The sequence below is a fragment of the Azospirillum sp. RU38E genome (assembly GCF_900188385.1).
Lineage (GTDB): Bacteria > Pseudomonadota > Alphaproteobacteria > Azospirillales > Azospirillaceae > Niveispirillum.
Genome location: NZ_FZOI01000025.1, coordinates 13,010 through 33,951 on the forward strand (window position 1 = coordinate 13,010; position 20,942 = coordinate 33,951).

Here is a 20,942-nt window from a genome sequence, read left to right on the forward strand (position 1 = left end):
GGAAAAATGGCACCATCACGCCGCCGAACTGGCGGGTTGTGACTTCCAGCCGGGCTGGGGCACCGGGTCCAGGTCGATGCGGAAGTCGCCGGCGGCGTCATCCCAATCGACTTTGGCGGCGGCAATGCTTTGCCGCGCCGCCAGACTTTCCAGCAAACGCCGGGACAAGGCCGGCATCAGGGAACGGGACAGCACATGGTCAATGGCGCGCGCACCCATGTCGCCCTCGCCACAGCGCGCCACCAGCCGTTCCACCAGGGCCGGCGTGACGGTCAGGCTGGCGCCATAGGTCTGGCGCACGCGGGCGCGCAGCCGTTCCAACTGGATATCGACAATGGCGCGCAGTTGCTCCCCGCCCAGCGGCAGATAGGGCACCACGCTGACACGCCCCAGGAAGGCTGCCTTATAATGTTTCAGCAGTTCCGGGTGCAGCGTGGCGGCCAGCCCTTCCTGGTCGGGCAGCGTATCGGGGTCAGCCCCCAGCGCCATCAACAGGTCGGCCCCGGCATTGGAGGCCATCAGGATGGTGGTGTTGCGAAAATCAATGTCGCGCCCTTCGCCATCGCGCAGCACGCCCTTGTCGAACACCTGATAGAACACGTCCTGCACGCCGGGATGGGCCTTTTCCATCTCATCCAGCAGCAGCACGCCATAGGGACGGCGGCGCACCGCCTCCGTCAGCACCCCGCCCTCGCCATAGCCGACATAGCCGGGGGGCGAGCCCATCAGCAGGGAAACCTTATGTTCTTCCTTGAATTCCGACATGTTGATGACGGTCAGGCTCTGTTCCCCGCCATAGAGCATGTCGGCCAGGGCCAGGGCCGTTTCCGTTTTGCCGACACCACTGGGGCCGGCCAGCAGGAACACGGCCGGCGGCTTGCGCGGGTCGTGGATGCCGGCGCGTGCGGTGTGCAGCACATCGGCAATCAGGCGCAGCGCGCCATCCTGGCCGACCACGCGCTGACGCAGCCGGCTTTCCAGGCCCAGTACATTTTCCACTTCCGACGACAGCATCCGGCCGACGGGAATGCCGGTCCAGCGGGCCACCACACTGGCCACGGCGGCGGCGGTCACATCATCATGCAGCAGCGGCGTTTCCCCCTGCAGGGCCGCCAGATCGCGGCGCAAGCGGGCATGGCGTTCACGCAAAGCCAGCGCTTCCGCCTCTGCCAAGGGTGTGGCTGCCGGCCCTTCCAGCCTGGCAGTAATGTCGGCAATCTGGCTGATCAGGGCCTGTTCAGCCTCCCAGCGGCCGGCCAGTTCCGCCTTGCGCGCCTTGATATCGGCCAGACGTTCCGCCAGGGCCGACAGGGTGGCGGCATGGTCGGCGCCCAGCCGTTCCTCCCGCGTCAGCACCGCCTGTTCAGCCTCGATGGTTTCCACCTCCCGTGTCAGCGCCTCCAGCGCTTCCGGGGTGCCGGCCCGGCTCATCGCCACCATGGCGCAGGCGGTATCCAGCAGGCTGACGCATTTATCGGGGAGTTGCCGGCCGCTGATATAACGGTGGGAGAGATGGACAGCGGCGCGCACCGCCTCATCCAGGATGCGCACACCGTGATGGCGTTCCAGCGTGGGGACCAGACCCCGCATCATGGCAATCGCCATCGCCTCGTCCGGTTCCTCCACCTTTACCGGTTGGAAACGGCGGGTCAGCGCGGCATCGCGCTCCACATAGCGCTTATATTCGCTCCAGGTGGTGGCGGCGATCATGCGCAGGGCACCACGCGCCAGATCAGGCTTCAACAGGTTGGCGGCATCGCCCTGCCCCGCCTGCCCGCCGGCCCCGATCAGCGTATGGGCCTCATCCACGAACAGGATGAGGGGCTTGGCGGAACCCTTCACCTCCTCGATCACGCCTTTCAGGCGGTTCTCAAACTCCCCCTTTACGCCGGCACCGGCTTGCAACAGGCCCAGGTCCAGCGTGCGGATGGACACATCGCGCAAGGCGGCGGGCACCTCGCCGGCGGCGATGCGCAGGGCCAGGCTTTCCACCACCGCCGTCTTGCCGACGCCGGCCTCACCCACCAGAATGGGATTGTTCTGGCGGCGGCGGGTCAGGATATCGATCACCTGCCGCACCTCCGCATCGCGCCCGATGATCGGGTCGATGCGGCCATCGCGGGCTTCCGCCGTCAGGTCGATGGTGTAGGCATCCAGGTTGGGCGTGCGGCCCCCATTGCGCGGCGTGGCCGCCGCTGCCCCCGTCACCGGTTGGGCGGTGGGGTCGGCGGCGGCGATCGCCTCCAGCCCCGCGCGGTCCAGATCGGCCAGCAGCGGCCCCAGATCGCCCAGCGCCACCGCGCCCTTTTCATCATGGCACAGCGCCAGCAGCAGGTGCAGCGGGCTGACCGCACCAGCCTTGAATCGCAGCGACGCCACCAGCCACGCCTCCCGCATCAGCGTCACCACGCGGGGGGAGAAGGCGGGCGGGCGGCTGCTGCCGGTGCGGCAGCGTTCCAGCGCGCGCTCCAGCACCCGGCGCATGGCATCTTCGGTGATGCCGACACGCGGCAGCACCGGCGCCAGCACCTTGTCGGGCCGGTCCAGCAGGGCCAGCAACCAATGTTCGGCCTCAATCTCATAATGGCTGCGCGCCATGGCGATGCCGGCCGCCGCCTCCAGCGCGCGGCGGGAATGGTCGTCCAGTCCTGCCACCAAAGTCTTTAAATCAACTGCATCCATGATAACCGCCACGATTGGAAGGGCTGCGCCGATGGGTTTTGGCCGGTTCGCACTGTCACGCTGATGAAATAAATATGTACGGAAAATGGAAATGAACTCTATTTGCGCTATAGATACCGCAAAATCGCAGAGAATAAACTTCGTAGTGGTGTTACCACCAACGGGATTTCCTAAATATCTTGTAATTTTTCAAAACGGATTCAGTGATAATAATCCATATTACTTACGTCTATTATCGCATCATCCGGGTCACGTACCATGGGGAAGGCGCTGAGCCAGCCGTCGTACCCCAAACGCACACCGGCCCCTTGCCCGCCCTGCAACACACAGTCGGGCACTTCGTTCCGCCGCAGGATCAGTTGCACGTCAAAATCCAGCCCCGCCCCGGCATAAAGCCGCGCCAGTTCAACAATGCGGCGCAGGCCGGGGCTGCCGGGCAGATGATCCCGGAACTGCCGCCTGGTCAGTGGCCCCAGAATCAGCCGGAAACGGCCCTGCACATCCCACATGCGGGCACCAGCCACCGTATCCACGCCCAGCCGGTTATATCCGCCCAGGCGGGAGAAGCCGCCCTGCAAGCAGGTCTGTTCGCTTTGGGGGATGGCGATCCAGCGCCCGCTGAATTGCTGCACCTTCACCGGGATACCGCAGGCATCGGCCAGCATCCGTTCCAGGGAGATGGCGGCGCGTGGCTGCTGGCTGAACAGGCCGGCGAAATAGACCATCACCTCATCCCGCAGGGACAGGCGCCCGCGCACATGCGGCGTGCCGAAACCGGCGATGGATAGCAGCGCCGTGCTGGCGGCATCCCCACCGGCCAGCCCATGCCGTTCGTACAGGGCGGGCAAGCGATAGCGTCGCCACGCCTGGAAGAACAGGGCGCCGATCCGGTCATTGAACAGGTCCAGAAAGGCGGCAAAACCGGGGGACCGGTCTTTCAGGCTGCGGATCACCGTCTCGGTATAGACCTGGGGCAAGGCCGATAGCGGCCCCGTCATGGTCATAAGGTTGACAGCCATTTCCGCCCGCGGCACCCCCTCCCCATCACCATCCACCGGGGCCGGCAAGGACAGGTGCTGGATTTCATGCGCCGGAAAGGACAGTGACGGGTTGGCGGTGAAGCGCACCGGCGGCCCGTCTGCCGCATCCTCATTCGCCGCTGACAATTGGCGTTCCAGCAACTGAATGGCGCGGAACAGGTCGAACCGGTGCGGCTGGTCGCGCAGCAGGTCGATCAGCGGCGGGATTTTCGGGGCAACACTCATGCCACAATCCCTTCGCCGATGCGTGCCGGCCAGCGGGCCATGATCTCCGTCCGGCCCTTGGCGCGCAGGCTCAACCGGGTGAAAGAATTGATGCTGACATAAAGGGAGAAGAAACGTTCCAGCACGGCGGCGGGCAGAAAGATGCCGGTGCTGCCGCCGCGTTCCGGGTCCAGCACCAGTTCAATATCCAGCCCCCGGCACAGGGTGGCCACATCGGTATGCGGTGCCCGCGCCGTGGTGCGGCGGCTGGTGACGGAGACAACGGCATCCACCAGGGCGCGGGTTTCCGGTGTATCCTTCAGATCGTAGAGCCGCAGGATGGCGCGCAGCGCATCCGCCCCACCCGGCCCATCCACCAGCGACAGATGGTTGAGCGACAGATGCGAAATCAGCCGCCAGCGCGCCCCATTGCCCGTGGCCGGGCGGATCACCGGGGTGGGTGGCGTCAGGCAGGCGATGGGCAGCAAGGGCCCGCCATCGGACAGGGTGAAATGTGGATGCCCACCGCCAAACGGCAATTGCGCCGGCAGGTCGCGGTTGAAGCACAAGGTCTCCACACTCACCGTCCAGTCGGCGGGGATGGAGGGGTTCAGGCCCAGATCGACCAGCGACAGGAACATGTCGGTGCTGGCATCGCGGCTGCCGCGCGGGCGGCGCATCGCGTGCCAGAAATGTTGCTGCTTGTCCGGGTCCGGCGACTGGTGCCCGCCATAAAGCGGGGCGATGGAAAGTTTCTCTCCCCGGGGGGACGATGCGGTGACGCGCTCAATGGCATAAATCTCCCGCGCTTCCGGGCGGCGGGCATCGGGCTGCACCAGATATTCATTCACCTCATGCCCCAGGATGATCGGCTCCGCCGCCTGGCGGAACAGGTTCACCACCGGCACACAGCCCAGCGCGAACAGCGACGGGCGCACCAGCTTTTCGCCTTCCTGCCAGGCGCGGTCGAGATAGAGGTAAATCTCCATCTCCTTGCCCACGCCGCGCAGGATGCGGGCCGACAGCCCGCGCAGATCGACAAACAGGAACTTTTCCGGGAAGGCAAACAGCTCTGTCAGCAACCGATAGCCGATAAAGGATTGCGCGCCATAGGGCACCATGCCGTCCTCCGGCTCAAACCCCACCGCCGACAGGCAATCCGGCCCCAAGGTCACCGGCACCGGATCATTGATATCCGACACCAACGCCATGCCGATGACATTGTTCAACAGCAATTCATGCAGGCGGTACACCGCCTCCGGCGGGCCGTTCAGGAAAAAACGCAGCCGGTCCGGCCCCAGTTCCGTCAGATTCATCCCCTGGGCGGTGACGCTGATCTTCAGGCGCAGCACCGACTTGGCCACGCGCGCCGCCGGCACCAGCGGGGCCGCCGCTGGCATGGCGGCCAGACTGGCCGTCGTCACCTCAATGGGCCAGACCTCTGCCGGCATGGTGGTACGGAAACGGCAGGGCTCCCCGCGCACCGGCTCGGTCTCCAGCGCCGCCCCGCGCGGGACGGCGTGGCTGCTGGTCAGTTCCGGGGCCGCCTTCATCTGCACCACGGCCATGGAGGGCATGGGCGTGACGTAATGGGGATAAAGCATCCCCAGCAGCGCGTCGGTCAGTTCCGGGAAATCATCATCCAGCTTCTGCCGTACACGCGCGGTGAGATAAGCGAAGCTCTCAATCAGCCGGGCAACATGCGGATCGTCCACCGCATTGGGGCTGATGCGCAGATTGCCCGCCACCTTGGGATGATCCGCGGCAAATTGCGCCGCCGCGCGGCGGATGGCGGCCAGTTCCTGGGAATAGAAGGAAAGAAATGTATCAGGCATGGCTGCCGCCCTTGATGGAAAAGGTCTGGCTGACCGGATCGAAGACGGATTCAAAGACAATCGGTTCTGGCGAAGGTTCCACCCGGATTACCGCTTCCACCCGGAAACGCAGGGTGCGGTCCAGCACATGGTCGCTGGTCAGTACCGACACAGCGACGCCGGCCAAGCGGGGTTCGAAATTGCGGATGGCGGTTTCCAGGGCACGGCCGAAAATCAAGTGCCGTTCCGCCGTCGCCATATTGATGGCGGTGAAATCGGGAATGCCGAAGCGCAGCGGGCTGCGCGCCAACTCCCCGATCTCCCCGCCCGGCACGCCGGGGCGGCGGCGGGTGTTCAACAGGGCTTCCAGATCGCGGCGGATGGCCTGTTTCAATTGCGCCAGGGCGGCATTCCAGCCCACCTGACGCACGCTCGGCCCTTCCACCGGCTGCAACAGCCGGTCGAATACGGAGGGAATGATGGTGACGGGCGGGGCGGCCATCGGCTTACCCCCCTGTTGGCGTGAAATGCAGGCTGGTCAGGTCCAGCACCGGTTTCGCCTGATCGCCCAGCAGGAAACAGCGCTGGCCCTTGCCCAGCACCAGCCCTGCCTGTTCCTGCCAGTCGGTGGCGCGGCCCAGGCGGAAGGCGGGCGTATCCGGGGCAATTGCGGCATAGATCGCCGGCATATAGAGCGTGCCGGTGGTGCCATCATCCAGGGTCAGTCGCACTTCCCGCCAGATCAGGTCCAGCAACTGGCGGGCCGGCACGAAATCCAGCCCCGCCACATGGGCCAGATCCACCCAGAGATAGCGGCCATCCATGGTCAGCAGTTCCAGCAGGCCGCCGGTGGCATCATCCAGATCGCGGAAATCATCGAAACCCTTGCCCACTTTGGGCGCACGGGCAGTTTCCGCCTGGGCGTAGAGCGAGGCAGCGCCCGCTTTGTCGCCTTCGCGCCATTTGACGCCGGCTTCCAGATGCAGGCGGATGGCATCGGAGGGTTCGCGCAGCAGGTCGGGCGGGCGGCCGGCACGGTACCAGTCCTGCCGCGCCGCTTCCGCCCGGATCAGGTGGCGGGTCAGGCTGATGCGGCGCTGCAGCTCTGGGGCCTGATTCAGCAGGATGGAAAGCTGGGCGTCGGCGCGCTCCAATTCCCCATTGGCGCAGAACAGTTCGGCCAGCCGATAGCGGGCAGCCTTGTCCGTCGGCCCCCGCCGCACCGCCTCCGTCGCCGCGGCAATGGCACCCGGCAGGTCATCGGCGTCGATATGGTGTTGCAGGGCGGTGGTCATGGGATGGTCCTGTTGTTAAGTGAAATGTCCAACGCTCTGTTTCCGTCACCCCGGCGAAGGCCGGGGTCCAGGGGCCACAAGCGCGTCGCTCTACGATGCTGGACCCCGGCCTTCGCCGGGGTGACGGTAGAGAGAGCGAACAGGTTGATCACCCCTGCGGGCCCACCAGTTCCGTCACCAGCCGGAAACTGGTCTGGATGTCATCCAGTTGGAAATGCGGTTTCAGGTGGATGACGCAGCCGAAGGCACCGGGGCGACCGGCAATGTCGCGGACCTGCACCTCTGCTTCGCGCAGCGGGTAGCGGGCCTTGAAGGAGAGCGCCGCATCGTCGTTGCCCAGGCAATAACCGCGCAGCCAGGTGCGCAAATGATCCTCAAACTCCGCCGCCGTGGCGAAGGAACCGATCTTGTCCCGCCCGATCAGCTTGATGTAATGGGCAAAGCGGGAGGCGCAGAGCACATATTGCAGCATCGCCGACAGGCGCGCATTGGATGTGGCCGTGGCCCGGTCATAGGCTTTGGGATTATGCAGCGACTGGGTGCTGTAAAAGACGCAGGCATCCAGATAGCCAACGCGCGACAGGGGCACCATGCCCATCTCGCTCAATTGCTTTTCCTGCCCGTCGGAGAAATAGACCTCCAGCGGCGGGGCCGCCGGGCCGCTGCGCCCGAAGGAGGGGAAGGCATGGCCAGGAAATTCCGTCAGCACGCCGCCGGCTTCCATATCCTCCGGCGCGCCCCGGATATCGGCGAACCAGCCATAATGGTGATAGGCCCGCATCACCACGGTGGCGAAGGCAAAGGCGGCATTGCCCCACAGGTAGTCCGCCGCCCCCGGCCGCCCTGCATATTCGGTAAAGCGGAAACCATCCACCCGGTGCGGATCATGGCCATAGGGTTGGCGCATCAGGATGCGCGGCAGGGCCAGCCCCAGGAAGCGCGCATCATCGGCGTCACGCAGCCCCCGCCAGCGCAGATGATCCGGCCCGTCGAAGGAACGGGACAGGTCCACCGTGCCGCCCATGTCGCTGAAACTGTCCAGCCCCAGCAATGCCGGCGAACAGCTTGTCACAAAGGGGCAGAAGGCCGCCGCCGCCACGGCGGCGATGGATTTCAGCGTACCAACATCGTCGGTCGGGTGATCGGCGTTGCGGTTATGGCGCACATAATAATCACCGATCAGCAGGCCGAATGGCTCCCCACCCGGCGTGCCGAACTCCTCGCTATAGACCTTGGCGAAAAGCTGGCTCTGGTCAAATTCGATGGCGCGTTCGAAGTCGCGCGCCAACTCCCGCCATGCCACATCCAACATGCGGATTTTCACCGCGCGGGCGGATGAGGCCGTTTCCACCAGTTGCAACAGCCCCCGCCAGGTTGCTTCCAGCCGCTGCATCCTTGGGTGATGCAGGATGGCGTTCACCTGTGCCGTCAACAGCCGGTCGATGGCGGCGATCAACTGGTCGATGATCAATCTTTTATCGGGGTGGCGGCGCAATTGCGCCCGCCAGTCGGCACCCGTATCCGCCTGCGTAGGCCGGCGGGGATCACTCCCCGCCTGCACCACCTGCGGCCTGGGTGTCAACACCAGGGGTTGATGCATTATTGCTTGCTCGGGATACGCGCCACCATGCGCAGGGAGGTGGTCAGTTCTTCCATCTGCAGCCAGGGCCGCATCCAGGCGATGGCGTTATAGGAACCGGGCTTGCCGGGGATTTCCTTCACCGTCACCTTGGCCTCGCGCAGCGGATATGCTGCCTTCATCTCCTGGCCGGCCCCTTCATTGGCGTTGACGTAATTGTTGATCCAGCGGTTCAACCACGCCTCGCAATCCTCCACTTCCAGGAAGGAACCGATCTTGTCGCGCGCCATCACCTTCAGGTAATGGGCGAAACGCGACGTGGCCATCATATAGGGCAGCCGGGCGGAGATGGCGGCATTGGCCGTAGCATCGGGCCGGTCATATTTCTTGGGCTTCTGCACGGTCTGCGCGCCGAAGAACACGGCATAATCGGTGTTCTTGTAATGGCAGAGCGGCAGGAAGCCCAACTTGCCCAGTTCCGCATCCCGGCGGTCCGTGATGCCGATTTCCGTCGGGCATTTCTGGTCCGGGTCGCCATCATCGCTGGTGAAGATATAGGTGGGCAGATTATCCACCTTGCCGCCGCCTTCAGCGCCGCGAATGGCGGTGCACCAGCCATATTTGGCAAAGGCATTCGTCATCCGCGCGCCCATCACATAGGCGGCGTTCATCCAGCAGAAATTCTCATGCTCCTGCGCCTGGTTGCGGCCATCGGTACCGGGCGGCGTTTCCTCGTAATTGAACTCATCGATGGTCAGCGTGTTGGACCCATAGGGCAACCGGGCCAGCACGCGCGGCAGGGTCAGGGTAACGAAACGGCTATCCTCGCTGTCACGGAAGCTGCGCCACTGGGTATATTCCACCGTGTCGAAAATCTTCTCCAGGTCGCGCGGCTTGGCCAGATCGCGGTAATCCTGGAAACCGAAAAGCTGCGGGCTGGCGGCGGAAACGAACGGTGCAAAGGCCGCAGCGGAGATGGAGGAGATGCTGGTCAGCATCTGCACATCTTCGGGGTGATTGGTGAATTCATAATCACCGATCAACATGCCATAGGGCTCACCGCCCGGCGTGCCGAACTCATTCTCATACAGCTTCTTGAACAGTTCGCTCTGGTCGAACTCCACCGCCTTGGAGAGATCCTTCATCAATTCGCGCTTGCGCACATTCAGCACGCGAATTTTCAGGTTGGCGCTGGTTTCCGTGCTCATCACCAGATGGTGCAGGCCGCGCCAGCTTCCTTCCAGTTTCAGGAAGTCGGGATGGTGCATGATGGCGGCCAACTGCTTGGACAGTTTGGCATCCAGCGCGTTGACCGCCTCGTTGATGGTCAGGGTCAGGTTGCGGCGATAGGTGACGGTGCCGTTCAGCGCCTCCTGCGTCAGGGTGCGCAACAGGCTTTCCACGCGCGACGGCTCCGTCTGCCGGGTGGCGCTGATCGCCTGATCCAGCAGCGACGGCGCGCCGTCCAGCGTTTCGGTCTTGGTGGCAGAGGTGGCAAGCGTTTGCGTCGACATCACTTCACCTCCTCAGGGGTGGCGGCCAATTGTTCGGACAGTTTGCGCAACTGGGCATCGTCCTGCAGGATCTGCTCCAGCAGATCTTCCAACTGGGTGGACCGGTCAGCCTTGGTCAGCAGGTCGCGCAACTGGTTGCGGGTTTCCAGCAACTGGCGCAGTGCGGGCACCTGCTGCACGATCTGCCCCGGCTCCATATCTTCCAGGGAGGCGAATTTCAGTTCCACGGCCATTTCGCTGCCATCGCCGGCCAACTCATTGGCCACCCGCAGGCGAAGCTGTGGCTTCATGCGGGCCAGGATTTCGTTGAAATTATCCCGGTCGATCTGGATGAACTTGCGGTCCTTTAGCGGCTTCACATCGTCAGACGGATCGCCGGAAAAGTCGCCCAGCACGCCGACGACGAAGGGAAGCTCCTTCTCCACCATCGCGCCATCGGTTTCGACCTCGTACTTGATATGGACGCGGGGCTTGCGAACCCGCTCCAGCTTGTCATGCACACTGGCCATGTCATTTCTCCCGAAACTTTAAAGGTTTGCTGTTCGCGGTCAGGTGGAAAAAGGGTCAGGAAGGCGGGGGCACGCGGATGCCCGCCGCCGTCAGCATGGAATTGCGCACCGCCGGATCGGCCACCAGTTCGGCCAGCAATTCCGGCAGGGTCATCTGGCCGCGCCGCACCAAGTCTTCGATCGTGTAGGAGATCGGGGAATGCGGTTCGGTGCGGCGGAAGAAACGGCCGATATCGGCCAGCATGCGTAGCGCCTCTTCCCGGCTGGCGATGCCTTCGGGGCCGACGGCCGGGCTGGTCTTTGCGGGGGAAACCTGGATCGGTGCGCCGCTGACGCTGGTTTCCAGGATCGGATCATCCGCTGCCACCGGGTCGGGCATCGGCTCCTCCTCGTTCAGGTCCGTCAGGAACAGGGTGGCGTCCTCAATTTCCTCCAGCAGGTTGGCGATGGCCGATGTCGGCGGCGCCTCCGTCCCGCAGCGTTCGGTCAATACCCGGTCGAGAGTGGCGAAGGTGGTGCGGCAGGCGCGGATATCGGAAAGCAACCGGCGCTTATCCGCCACCGGCACCGCGGCCATGCGCTGGCGCAGGGTATCGGGCGTGGGGGGCGGCTTGCGGTTGGGGCGGTTGCGGGTGTCGGGTGTCTGCACCGCGCGCTGGGCCAACTGGAAATGCCAGAAGGCAAAACCGTCATCATTGCGCAGCAGCGGCACCTTGCGGATGGGCTGGATCAGCGTGCCTTCCGCCCCGATGCCGTTCAACCCGGCCACGGCGGTGATGCGCGCGCCCACCCCATCCTCGTCGGGCAGCGGATGTACATCATCCCAGAACCGTTCCACCAGACCGGTCAGCAGGCGGAACCCATCGGCCAGCCCGGCAAACCCATCCAGCCGCACGGCGGCTTCCACCAGCCAGACGGCCACTTCCAGATCCTTGGAGCGGTCGGCCAGCAGGGCCGTGCCGCTCTCCAGAATCTGCTGCCATTCTTTCAGCGGGGCCTGCGCCTCGTCATCGGAATCCGCCCGGCGTTCGGTGGCCCGCGCGCCGGCGCGCAAATCCTTCAGATGGTAATAGCCCCCCTCCCCGCCCGCCTGCCCGCGCAGGTCTGGGCCGCAGGGGCTTGGCCCTTCCAGCGGGGACAGCAGAATATCCAGATCAAACAGAGCCATGCCCTACCCCCTGCCCTTGCCGAACAGGGAACCGATGCGGGACAGCAGCCCGCCACCCTTGGCCGCCCCCGGCGCATCCAGCCCGCGCAGCAGGGCCGACAGGTCGGTGGGGCGCTGTTTGGGATCGGGCTGCAACATGGCGCGGATGATGGGGCGCAGCCGGTCGGGCACGGCATCCAGCGGCGGCACGCTGCGGCGGGCGTCGGCCGCCTGATCGGGCGTCTGACCCATGGGCAGTTTCTCACCCCGCGCGGCAGCCGCAATCACCAGACCCAGGCTGTAGATATCGGAAGCGATACCAATGGTCCCGCCATGCAGGCCCAGTTGCTCCGGCGAGGCGAAGGAGAATTTGCCGGCGAAATCCAGCCCATCGCGCGGCGTCACCCCGCCGCGCAGTTCCGCCGCCACGCCGAAATCAATGATCTTGGCCGCCGCCGGATTATCATCGGGCAGCAGGATATTGTCCGGCGAGACGTCCCGATGCACCAGACCGGCGGCATGGATGGCCGACAGCCCCGCCGCCAGCCGGCGCAGCAAGGCTTCCAGCGCCGACAGGCGCAGGGGGCCGCGCCGGATCAGTTGCGAGAGCGACGGCCCGTCAACATATTCCAGCAGCAGCATGGAACGGCCGTCATTGTCACGGAACAGACCGGCGCATTCCACCACCGCCTCATGCCGCACCCGGCGCAGCAACCTTCCCTCCGCATGGAACATGCCGACAATGCGGGGATCGTCACGATAGGCCGGGATGATCACCTTGATGGCATGGTCGGTTTTCAGGTCACGGTGGCGAACCCGGTAAATCTCCCCCATGCCGCCACGCGCCAGCAGGGTGCGGACCTTGAAGCTGTTCAGCATCACCGCCCCCGGCGCCAGCGACCAGCCGGAACTGTCCGGCGGCGGTGTCGGGGCGGGGTCATCATCCCGCCCGTCGGTGGCCTTGGCGATATAGCGTTCCAGCACGCCGCGCGCTGTGCGCAACAGGTCCAGCGTTTCGATTTCCGCCAGACCGGTGCGCTTGGCCTCTGCCCGGATGGCGCCGATCAGGCCGGCAAGCTGGTTTTCCACCACCTCCCGCGTCGCGGCCTTGGCCAGCGGGCCGGGGGCGGCGCGGATGGCGGTGAACTCCACCGGCTCCACCGGCGGGGCGGGTTCGCCCGGCACGAAACGGGTCAGTTCCTCCGGCGCTTCCGGTTCGGCAGCCAGCAGCAGGGAGGTTTCCTCATCCGGTTCCACCGGGGCGGACATCAGCAGCGATGTCACCTCGTCCGGTGCCTCCGGTATGGGGTCGACGGGGGGCCGGGCGGCCAGCATGGTGTGGTTCATGCTGTCACCTCCCCCGCCTTTTCCGCCGGCGGCTGCGGCCGTGCCGCTGCCAGATCGGTGGGGATATCCACGATAATGGCGGTCAGATTGTCCGGCGCGCCGGAGACCAGCACATTCTCCACCAGCGCATCCACCGCGTCGCGGGGGGCCAGCCCCTGGATCATCTGGGCGATTTCCGCATCGCGCAGCACCTTGGTCACACCGTCGCTGCAGAGCAGGAAACGGTCACCTGGCAGGGCTGTGTCATGCATCATCTCCACCTCCAGCGCATCGGCGGCACCCACCGCGCGCGTCACCAACATCGTGCTGCGCTGGTTGTTCCCCAGCCCGGCGGCGACATGATCGCTGGTGAGTTGCTGGAAAGTACCGTCGCGCAGCCGATAGATCCGGCTGTCCCCCGCCCACAGGCAGGAGATGCGGTTGGCATAAACCACCAGCACCACGGCGGTGGAGGCGACGACCGCCTGTTCATCCAGCGTGCGCGCCCGGTCGCGCAACATGCCGTTGGCCTCATGCAGCGCATCGCGCACATCATCGACAAAGCCGGCGTAGGAAAGCGGGGGCAGCACATTGTCCAGCGTGGCCACCACGGTGGCGCTGGCCACTTCGCCATCGGAATGGCCGCCCAGCCCGTCGGCCACACACCACAGCCCGATATCCTCCCGCATCAGCAGGGCATCCTGGTTGGCACCCCGGCGGGTGCCCGGATGGGTGCGGCCATGGCAGGGCATCGGCACTACAGGGCGCAGCAGCAGGATGGGCAGTTCGGCATCATCCAGATGCAGCACACTGTCCGCCGGCCGCTCCCAGCCCCATTCCTCCCAATGGCCATCCATGAAGGCGGCGAAATTCTGCGGCGCCGGCAGGCCGGGGGCGATCAGCAGGGAAGAGGCGACGCGATCGGACCCGCTGGTCCACCACAGGCTGAACCGGTTGTTGAAGCCGATCAGCACCTGATCCAGCAGCCTTCCATAGGTGTCGGCCAATTGGCCATTCTGCACCTTGCCGTCCCCCTCCAGCCCGACACGCAGGCCGTTGGCGCCATTGGCGGCTGGCCTTGTTGTGTCATAGGGCGGGGCACCCAGCGTGCGCAGCGCCTGGTCGAACCGATCGAAGACGAAGCCATCTTCCAGCGAGGACAGGGCCAGCGCCTCCACCTTGTCGAACCAGCCGCGTGCTGTTTCGATCAGCCTTATGGGGGCGACGCAGCCCGGCAGCGGGGCCGCCAGCACCAGGGGGAAATAACGCCCCACCCGGTCCACAGACGGCATCAGCACGCCGGCCAACGGCACATCCCCGCAGACACCCGGCCCCAGCACGAAGCGCCAGATCGGCGTTTCCAGGTAGGAGGGCAGCCAGCCCTCCCCCATCTGGCGGCGGGATGTGGCGATGGATGCCTGCAGCCATTCGTCCAGGGGCTGCACCAGCCCCGGCCCCAGCCGGCGGGACACAAAGTCCCCCCGCGCCGGGATCTTGCCGAAAAAGCCGGGCTCGTGCGCCGAGGCGCCGCTATTTAGAACGAGGTTGGACAACGGAAATTCCTCAATTCCTTGAGCACCAGGGGGTTGAGCGACGTGCTGGAACGCACTTCAAACACGGCTGTATGGCCATCAGCGGTGAAGGAGATGCGGGCCGTATCGCTGCCCACGGCAGACATGGCCCCCTTGTCGACCAGCCGGAACAAAGACCAGGGGCCGGTCTGGGTCATGCCCTGCGGGTTGGCATTGCTGCCCGATACCTCAAACACCACGCGGCTGACGGCATTGGCCTCCCCCGCCGGCCATTGCAGGGCGGTCGGCCATTGCGGGCCATGGCGATATTCCACCTGCTGGCCGCCGCTGGTCAGCAGCACGCCGGTCGCCTTGGGGTCTAGCGTAGAAGGTGTCACCTGCAGGGTGACATTTGGGGTCTGCCCACCATCGGGGAAGAAGGCATCGCGGATCTGCGCCGCATTCTGGAAGGAGACCAGAACCGAATTGGGAATGCCCAGGCCGGTGCCACCGACGCTGTTCCAGCGCCAGCGGGCACCCGACGTATCCACCAGCGTGCGCAGATGGGTGTTGAAGAACTTGTCCATCAGGCCGTTGGGCGCGAACAGGCGGGTGAAATCGCCGATGGAGATTTCGCTCTCCGCCCCCGTTTCGAACGGGTAGCGGCCGCGCACCGCCCGCCGGCAGAAGCCGCCCACTTCCCCGCCCCACAGGTTGGAAAGCTGGGCCCGCGCCCCGCCGACCGATTGCTGGCTGATACCTTCGGTGAAGGCACCCACCCAGGCCGCCACCGGCTGCGGCAATTGCGGCACCTGGGCGGCCAGACGCTGGGTCGGCCCGGCCCCGCCCCGCGACGCGCGGGCATACATGTCCACCTGACCATTGGCCGGGCCGCTGGCCAAGGCGCTCATCTCCTCATAGGCATTGCCCAGCAGGCGGATCAAATCCTCCACCCGCGCCGGGGCCCCATCCGCCGGGGTGATGAAATCAGCGATGGGCTGGAAATGCTGGGTCACACCACGCGCACCCGCCGGGGCATTGGCCATGGCGGCCGACACAGCGGCGGCATCGCCCGGATTGACGCCGGGCGGCAGGGCCAGCCTTGTTTCATCCGCCACCGCGCGCAGCAGCTTCAGCATCGGCATATCCGGGCCGGACACCATGTTCAGCACGGTCACGGTCTGCTGCAAATCGGCCATCGGCACGATGCGCAGATCGTTCAGCATCTCATCCCAGACGCGGGTGTAATCGGCGAAATACAGTTCCAGCACGCGGGCGCGGATGGCTTCCATCTGTTCGGGTGCCGGGGTCTGCTTTTCGCCCATCACCCAGCTTTGGGCCTGGACTTCCCTCAGCACCCCGTCCAGGGCCGGCTGGAAGGATTTATAGAAACCCTCGCGGGTATAGACACCGGGGATGCCTTCGTTCAGCGGCTTACCGGACAGGCGGGTGAACACACGTTCCCCGCTGCCGCCGGCATGGTTGATGGGCAGCCATTGCTTCTGCTGCGCCACGTCACCGCGCTGGCGAACCAGGGCATAGACACGCTCCGCCGGGGTCAGCTTTTCCAGGCTGCGGCGCGATTGTTCGATCAGGTTGGCATCCAGGGCGATGGGCGACAGGCCGCCGGCAATCAGGCTGTCCAGATGGCGGGCCAGCGCCTCCCGCAGCGGCTGGTTATTGGGGCCGGGCCAGGATGTGGCCCAGTCATTGGCCATCCAGGCTTTCACGGCCCCGGCATCCATCGGGCCATGGCTGCCCAGCATCAGATAGATGCGCAGGGCGGCGGCGGTGAAATCATCATCGCCCTGGCGGTCACGGATCTGATTCTGCAAGCGCACCAGCAGGCGGGGCAGCAACAGCCCGTTCAACGCCTTCTGATAGGCATTGCCATGCACCGCCGTCAGCTTGTCGCCCTGATACAGGCCGAAGGTCAGCCAGCTTCCGGCATCCGCCCCTTCCGGCGTCAGGCCGGTGGGCAGGGCGCGCAGGATATCCAGCGGCTTGACCACACGGGGCAGGTCGCCATCGGCGACATTCTGCACCGGAATGCCCTGCACCGCCTTTTCATAGTCGGCCAATTGTTCATTGATCTGCGCCACCTGGCGTTCATTGGTGCGATAGCCCGTGGTCCAGGCATAGGCCATCACCGCCAGCAGCACGAAGGCCAGCGCATAGGTGGCGATGCGTATCCGCCGCCGCCGTTCCTCCACCTTGGGGTTCAGGCTGACCACGGCGGCTTCGGCAAACACCACTTCGCGGAACAGACGGGTCAGGAAATAGCTGCGGCCCTGGCGGTTATTGGCCGGCAGGCGCACCGGGTCCAGCCCGAAGGTGCTGGTGATGGTGGCCATGGTGCGGTCAATCGGCATCCCCACCTGCAGGCTGCTGGTGAAATAGACACCACGCAGCAAAGGCCGGCTGTCATAGGCGCTGGAACGGAAAATCTCCGTCAGCACCTCCAGCATGGCGTCGCCCAGGCTGGCCACCTGATTAGGGAAGTTGAAGACCAGACCGCGCCGGTCAATGTCGCTTTCCTGCTGCACCCGTTCCAGCAGCCGTTCATTCAGCCGGGCGACCAGCGCCTCCAACTCCTGCGGGAAGCGGGTGACAACGCCGGCATTTTCCGCCGAGCCATCATCCAGCGGGAAGGTCATACCCCAGACCTGCTCCCGTTCCGTCTTGCCCAAGCCGTCAAAGAACTCCACGAAGCCCGGCACCAGATCGACCTTGGTGAAGGCGACATAGACCGGCACCTGGATGCCGAAACTGTCATAGAGCTCATTCAGGCGCTGGCGGATGGCGCGGGCATGGTTCAGCCGTTCCGTCGGGTCTGGCGCCATCAGGTCGGCCAGGCTCAGCACCACCACGGCCCCGTTCACCGGCTGGCGGGCGCGGTAGCTTTTCAGCAGGTCCAGGAAGCCCAGCCAGGCTTTCTGGTCCAATTGCGGGTCGCTGTCCTGCGTGGTGTAGCGACCGGCCGTATCCAGCAGGATGGCCTGGTCGGTAAACCACCAGTCGCAATTGCGCGTGCCGCCGATCCCCTTCAATGGGTCGCGCCCCAGGGAGCCGGACAGCGGGAAGTTCAGGCCGGAGGTGAGCAGGGCGGAGCTTTTGCCCGATCCGGGCGGCCCGATCAGCATGTACCAGGGCAATTGGTACAGATAGGACCGGTTCATGCCGCTGCCGCCGGCCTTCTTGCGCAGGGTGCCCAGCGCTTCCAGCAACCGTTCGCGCAGCTGGCGCAACTCATCGGCAGAGGCATCGCCGCGCTTGTCGGCCTCCCCCGCCTGGGTCAGGTCGCGCATCATCCGGTCGTCGGTCTTGCGCGACTTGAAATTGACCTGCAGGTTGAAGGCCGCCCAGACCACGAAGACCGCCACACAGGCGATCATCCGCGCCATGTCGGATTCCAGCGGGCGGTAACTGCCCACGGCGATCAGCGCGCCGACATACCAGATCATCAGCGCGAAACCGATGGCCCAGATCAGCGACCAGACCCAGCGGGCGCGCAAGGGCTGCACCAGGGTGGAGAAAAAGGGCTGTATCGTGGCGGGAAGGAATTGCGTGATCATTGCGGCGTTCCTTGGCTCACCGGCGGCGGGGCCGCCGGGGCGGGCGTCGTCTGTGCGGGCGCTGCCGGGATGGTCACCATCGGCGCGCTGCGCAGGATGACGTCGATGCGGCGGTTGGCTTCGCGGCCGGCCTCAGCATCGTTGGAGGCGACGGGCTGGGTATCGGCCATACCCTGGGCCTTGATGCGGGTCGGGTCTTGCACATGGTCGGCAATAATGGCCGCCACAGCATCGGCGCGCGCCTGCGACAGGTGCCAGTTGGAGGGGAAGCGGATGGTGCGGATCGGCACATTGTCGGTATGGCCGGTGATGGTCACCTGCCCTGGCCGCGTGTTCAGCGCCTGCCCGATCCGCACCAGCAGACCATCATAGGAGCCATCCACCTGCGCCGAACCAGACGGGAACATGCCGGCATTGCGGATGCGCACCACGGTGTCGGTGCCCTGCGCCACCACCGTTACCAGCCCGGCCTTGATCTCCGGTGCCAGAAAGGCGGTGAAATGGTCCACATCGCGGGCCGGCGCCTGCACCGGCGGGGCCGGATCGGCGATCTTGATGGAGGGTTGGCCGGCGGGCGGCAAGGCCGCCATTTTTTCCAGCGTGGCATCGGACTGGCCGTTCAGCGCAAAGCTGAAACCAACCGCCATCAGGGTGATGACGATCAGCGTCACCGCCATCACGGTCCAGAATTCAATGCTGGGCATCAGTGGGCGATAGGGGGCCTCCACCCCACGCCAGTGGGGCGACAGCTCCCGCTCCCCCTCCCCGCGCAACTGCATCAGTGTGCGGTAGAGATTATCGCGGATGCGGGCATGTTCCAGCGCCCCTTGGGCCAGGATGCGCAACCGCCCCTCAAAGCCTAAGGAGAGGCAGAGATACATCAGCTCCAGCACATGCAGGTTAGCAGCCGCATCCTTCAGCAGATGGTTCAGCAGGTCATAGAAACGCTCACCCCCCGTCACATCGACATGGAAGCTGACCACCATGCTGGTGCGGGTCCAGGTGCTGCTGGCCCCCCAGGGGGTGTTCAGCACCACATCATCCACCGTGGCGCAGAGCGCGTAATGCGCGGCGCGGGCGGCCTCCGGCGAAAGGCCGGAACCCTGGATGCGCTTTTCGAAATTCTTGATCTCGCCGGCCACCCGTTCGCGCAGATCGGCGATATTGGGTTGGGTGGCGGTGACGCGCAGGCGACGGATCAGGTTCAGGATCGGCCCGGCAGCGGCCAGCAGCGGGTTCAGGCCGCCCAGCGTCAGGTCGATCGTGTCATTGGCGATGAAATCGGTCGGCGGTGCCACCACGGCACTGGCCGGGGCCGCCGGTCGGCGGCCGCCCGGCGTGGGCTTGATGATGGTTTCCTCGTGGCCTGACTGGCCATAGCTGGCAAAGCTGGACATCAGGCGACCCCTTTGATGGCCCACAGCTCCATATCCACCTGGGCGAATTCACCGGCCAGATGCAGGGCGATGCCGCCCGATTGCTGAAGCTGCTTGAAATGCGGAGAACTGCGATCCAGTTCGAAAAACACCTGACCGGAGCGATAGGGCAGCTGGCGCGGGGCCATCGGCATCGGGCTGACGCGGATGCCCGGCAGGGCCACATTCACCAGCTGTGCGATCTGTTCCACCGGGCCGATTTTGACCTGATTGGGGAACAGCCGGCGCAGATGTTCGACCGGCATGTCGCCATTGACCGCCAGCACGAAGCTGGCATTGAACAGCAGCGACCGGTCGGCGATGACACCAACCTTGATACCATGGCGACGCGGTTGCAGCGGGATGGGCACCGCCGTCTGTTCCAGCACAGCGGACAGGGACGCGCGCAGATCGGCCAGCACCGGGCGGAAGGTGGCCTGCAAATCCTCGTGCCGGTAATCGGGGAAGATGGTGGCGCGCTTGCCCTCGGCGGTGAAGGTCGCCAGTTCGCCAGCGATTTCCACGCACAGGCGGTAAAAACGCTCCGGGTGCAGCATGGGGGCGGTGGCGGCGTAATGGCGCAACAGCGGCTCGTACCGGTTCACCGTCTGCAACAGCAGGAAATCAGCAATCTCCGCCGCCCCCTTGGCCTGCGACGGGCCGGCCACGCGGGCGGCCAGCGCCTCGGCCCGGTGCTGGATCAGCGCCTGGATCTCGGTCAGGAAACCATGCAGCGGCGATTGCGCCGCGACAGAGGTGGTGGGGGCGATAAACTGGTCATCCAGGATGATGGCACGGTCGGACCGCACCTCCACCACCCGCGCCACAGCGATCTTTTCATATCCCGCCAGCGGCTGGGTTTCCGGGGCCAAGCGCAGGCGCAGGCGCGCCACATCCATGGGTGCGGACTGGCCGCTGCCCAGATTGGCATCTTCTGCCTCAAACCGGGCGGGGACATAGCGGGTGATGGCATCTTCAGAATTGGGGTTGCCAACCTCCGCCGCCCCCGGCTGGCGCACCGGCAGGGTCAGATAGATCAGGCAGTTCTTGATATTATCGAACAGTTCCAGCGGCGGCGGATGATCGGCATCATCGGGGATGGAAAAGGGGGTGCCGTCCGGCAGGATGCCCCGCGCCGCCGCGATGGCGAACTTGCCGATCCCCAGCAGTTCCCGGTTGATCACCAGCTCGCTGATCCCCCAGGAAAAGGGAGCCAGCGGCTGGGTGCGGGCCGCCACCAGCCGCTCGACATGGCGGTCGGCCTGCTGGAAATGCTGCACCCGCAGGAACATGCCCTCGGACCAGACCACGCGGTTGGCGGACATCATCAT

14 protein-coding genes are annotated in these 20,942 nt (G+C 65.3%); all 14 read right to left on the reverse strand.

Translation table 11 applies throughout. The annotated features are described in order from the left end of the window. Positions 1-15: 15 nt before the first annotated feature. On the reverse strand, positions 16-2,682 hold the full coding sequence (gene tssH / locus CHB97_RS23550) for a type VI secretion system ATPase TssH (RefSeq protein ID WP_089290472.1): 2,667 nt from the start codon (positions 2,680-2,682) through the stop codon (positions 16-18). A gap of 200 nt (positions 2,683-2,882) precedes the next feature. Continuing rightward, positions 2,883-3,947 carry a type VI secretion system baseplate subunit TssG gene (tssG, locus tag CHB97_RS23555; protein ID WP_089290473.1) on the reverse strand — a complete coding sequence of 355 codons (1,065 nt, stop codon included), beginning with the start codon at positions 3,945-3,947 and terminating at the stop codon, positions 2,883-2,885. After that, positions 3,944-5,761, reverse strand: coding sequence for a type VI secretion system baseplate subunit TssF (gene tssF, locus CHB97_RS23560; RefSeq protein ID WP_089290474.1), 1,818 nt, complete (start codon positions 5,759-5,761; stop codon positions 3,944-3,946). Before tssF ends, tssG begins: the two co-directional genes overlap by 4 nt. Then, on the reverse strand, positions 5,754-6,242 hold the full coding sequence (tssE, locus tag CHB97_RS23565; RefSeq protein ID WP_089290475.1) for a type VI secretion system baseplate subunit TssE: 489 nt from the start codon (positions 6,240-6,242) through the stop codon (positions 5,754-5,756). Before tssE ends, tssF begins: the two co-directional genes overlap by 8 nt. A 4-nt stretch (positions 6,243-6,246) precedes the next feature. Next, positions 6,247-7,035 carry a type VI secretion system accessory protein TagJ gene (locus CHB97_RS23570; protein WP_089290476.1) on the reverse strand — a complete coding sequence of 263 codons (789 nt, stop codon included), beginning with the start codon at positions 7,033-7,035 and terminating at the stop codon, positions 6,247-6,249. Positions 7,036-7,183: 148 nt separating this feature from the next. Continuing rightward, positions 7,184-8,635 carry a type VI secretion system contractile sheath large subunit gene (gene tssC, locus CHB97_RS23575; protein WP_089290477.1) on the reverse strand — a complete coding sequence of 484 codons (1,452 nt, stop codon included), beginning with the start codon at positions 8,633-8,635 and terminating at the stop codon, positions 7,184-7,186. Beyond that, complete coding sequence (tssC, locus tag CHB97_RS23580) at positions 8,635-10,128, reverse strand: type VI secretion system contractile sheath large subunit (RefSeq protein WP_089290478.1); 1,494 nt, start codon at positions 10,126-10,128, stop codon at positions 8,635-8,637. Before tssC (CHB97_RS23580) ends, tssC (CHB97_RS23575) begins: the two co-directional genes overlap by 1 nt. After that, positions 10,128-10,637 (reverse strand): type VI secretion system contractile sheath small subunit, encoded by a 510-nt coding sequence (gene tssB / locus CHB97_RS23585; protein WP_089290479.1) that lies wholly within the window; start codon positions 10,635-10,637, stop codon positions 10,128-10,130. Before tssB ends, tssC (CHB97_RS23580) begins: the two co-directional genes overlap by 1 nt. Before the next feature lie 55 nt (positions 10,638-10,692). Further along, complete coding sequence (gene tssA, locus CHB97_RS23590; protein WP_089290480.1) at positions 10,693-11,805, reverse strand: type VI secretion system protein TssA; 1,113 nt, start codon at positions 11,803-11,805, stop codon at positions 10,693-10,695. A gap of 3 nt (positions 11,806-11,808) precedes the next feature. Continuing rightward, the gene (locus CHB97_RS23595; protein ID WP_089290481.1) at positions 11,809-13,131 is read right to left on the reverse strand and encodes a serine/threonine-protein kinase; all 1,323 of its coding nucleotides are present in this window, start codon (positions 13,129-13,131) and stop codon (positions 11,809-11,811) included. Next, entirely contained in the window at positions 13,128-14,663 is a 1,536-nt protein-coding gene (tagF, locus tag CHB97_RS23600) for a type VI secretion system-associated protein TagF (RefSeq protein WP_089290482.1), read from the reverse strand. The genes CHB97_RS23595 and tagF overlap by 4 nt, the downstream gene beginning before the upstream one ends. After that, complete coding sequence (gene tssM, locus CHB97_RS23605; protein WP_089290483.1) at positions 14,645-18,196, reverse strand: type VI secretion system membrane subunit TssM; 3,552 nt, start codon at positions 18,194-18,196, stop codon at positions 14,645-14,647. The genes tagF and tssM overlap by 19 nt, the downstream gene beginning before the upstream one ends. Continuing rightward, positions 18,193-19,593, reverse strand: a complete 1,401-nt coding sequence (icmH, locus tag CHB97_RS23610) for a type IVB secretion system protein IcmH/DotU (RefSeq protein ID WP_089290484.1) — start codon at positions 19,591-19,593, stop codon at positions 18,193-18,195. Before icmH ends, tssM begins: the two co-directional genes overlap by 4 nt. Continuing rightward, on the reverse strand, positions 19,593-20,942 hold the full coding sequence (tssK, locus tag CHB97_RS23615) for a type VI secretion system baseplate subunit TssK (RefSeq protein ID WP_371333137.1): 1,350 nt from the start codon (positions 20,940-20,942) through the stop codon (positions 19,593-19,595). Before tssK ends, icmH begins: the two co-directional genes overlap by 1 nt.

Bases quoted from the DNA above. Each gene is read 5' to 3' on its own strand.
- tssH (WP_089290472.1), bottom strand. From the start codon at position 2,682: ATGGATGCAGTTGATTTAAAGACTTTGGTGGCAGGACTGGACGACCAT.
- tssG (WP_089290473.1), bottom strand. From the start codon at position 3,947: ATGAGTGTTGCCCCGAAAATCCCGCCGCTGATCGACCTGCTGCGCGAC.
- tssF (WP_089290474.1), bottom strand. From the start codon at position 5,761: ATGCCTGATACATTTCTTTCCTTCTATTCCCAGGAACTGGCCGCCATC.
- tssE (WP_089290475.1), bottom strand. From the start codon at position 6,242: ATGGCCGCCCCGCCCGTCACCATCATTCCCTCCGTATTCGACCGGCTG.
- CHB97_RS23570 (WP_089290476.1), bottom strand. From the start codon at position 7,035: ATGACCACCGCCCTGCAACACCATATCGACGCCGATGACCTGCCGGGT.
- tssC (WP_089290477.1), bottom strand. From the start codon at position 8,635: ATGCATCAACCCCTGGTGTTGACACCCAGGCCGCAGGTGGTGCAGGCG.
- tssC (WP_089290478.1), bottom strand. From the start codon at position 10,128: ATGTCGACGCAAACGCTTGCCACCTCTGCCACCAAGACCGAAACGCTG.
- tssB (WP_089290479.1), bottom strand. From the start codon at position 10,637: ATGGCCAGTGTGCATGACAAGCTGGAGCGGGTTCGCAAGCCCCGCGTC.
- tssA (WP_089290480.1), bottom strand. From the start codon at position 11,805: ATGGCTCTGTTTGATCTGGATATTCTGCTGTCCCCGCTGGAAGGGCCA.
- CHB97_RS23595 (WP_089290481.1), bottom strand. From the start codon at position 13,131: ATGAACCACACCATGCTGGCCGCCCGGCCCCCCGTCGACCCCATACCG.
- tssM (WP_089290483.1), bottom strand. From the start codon at position 18,196: ATGATCACGCAATTCCTTCCCGCCACGATACAGCCCTTTTTCTCCACC.
- icmH (WP_089290484.1), bottom strand. From the start codon at position 19,593: ATGTCCAGCTTTGCCAGCTATGGCCAGTCAGGCCACGAGGAAACCATC.
- tssK (WP_371333137.1), bottom strand. From the start codon at position 20,942: ATGATGATGTCCGCCAACCGCGTGGTCTGGTCCGAGGGCATGTTCCTG.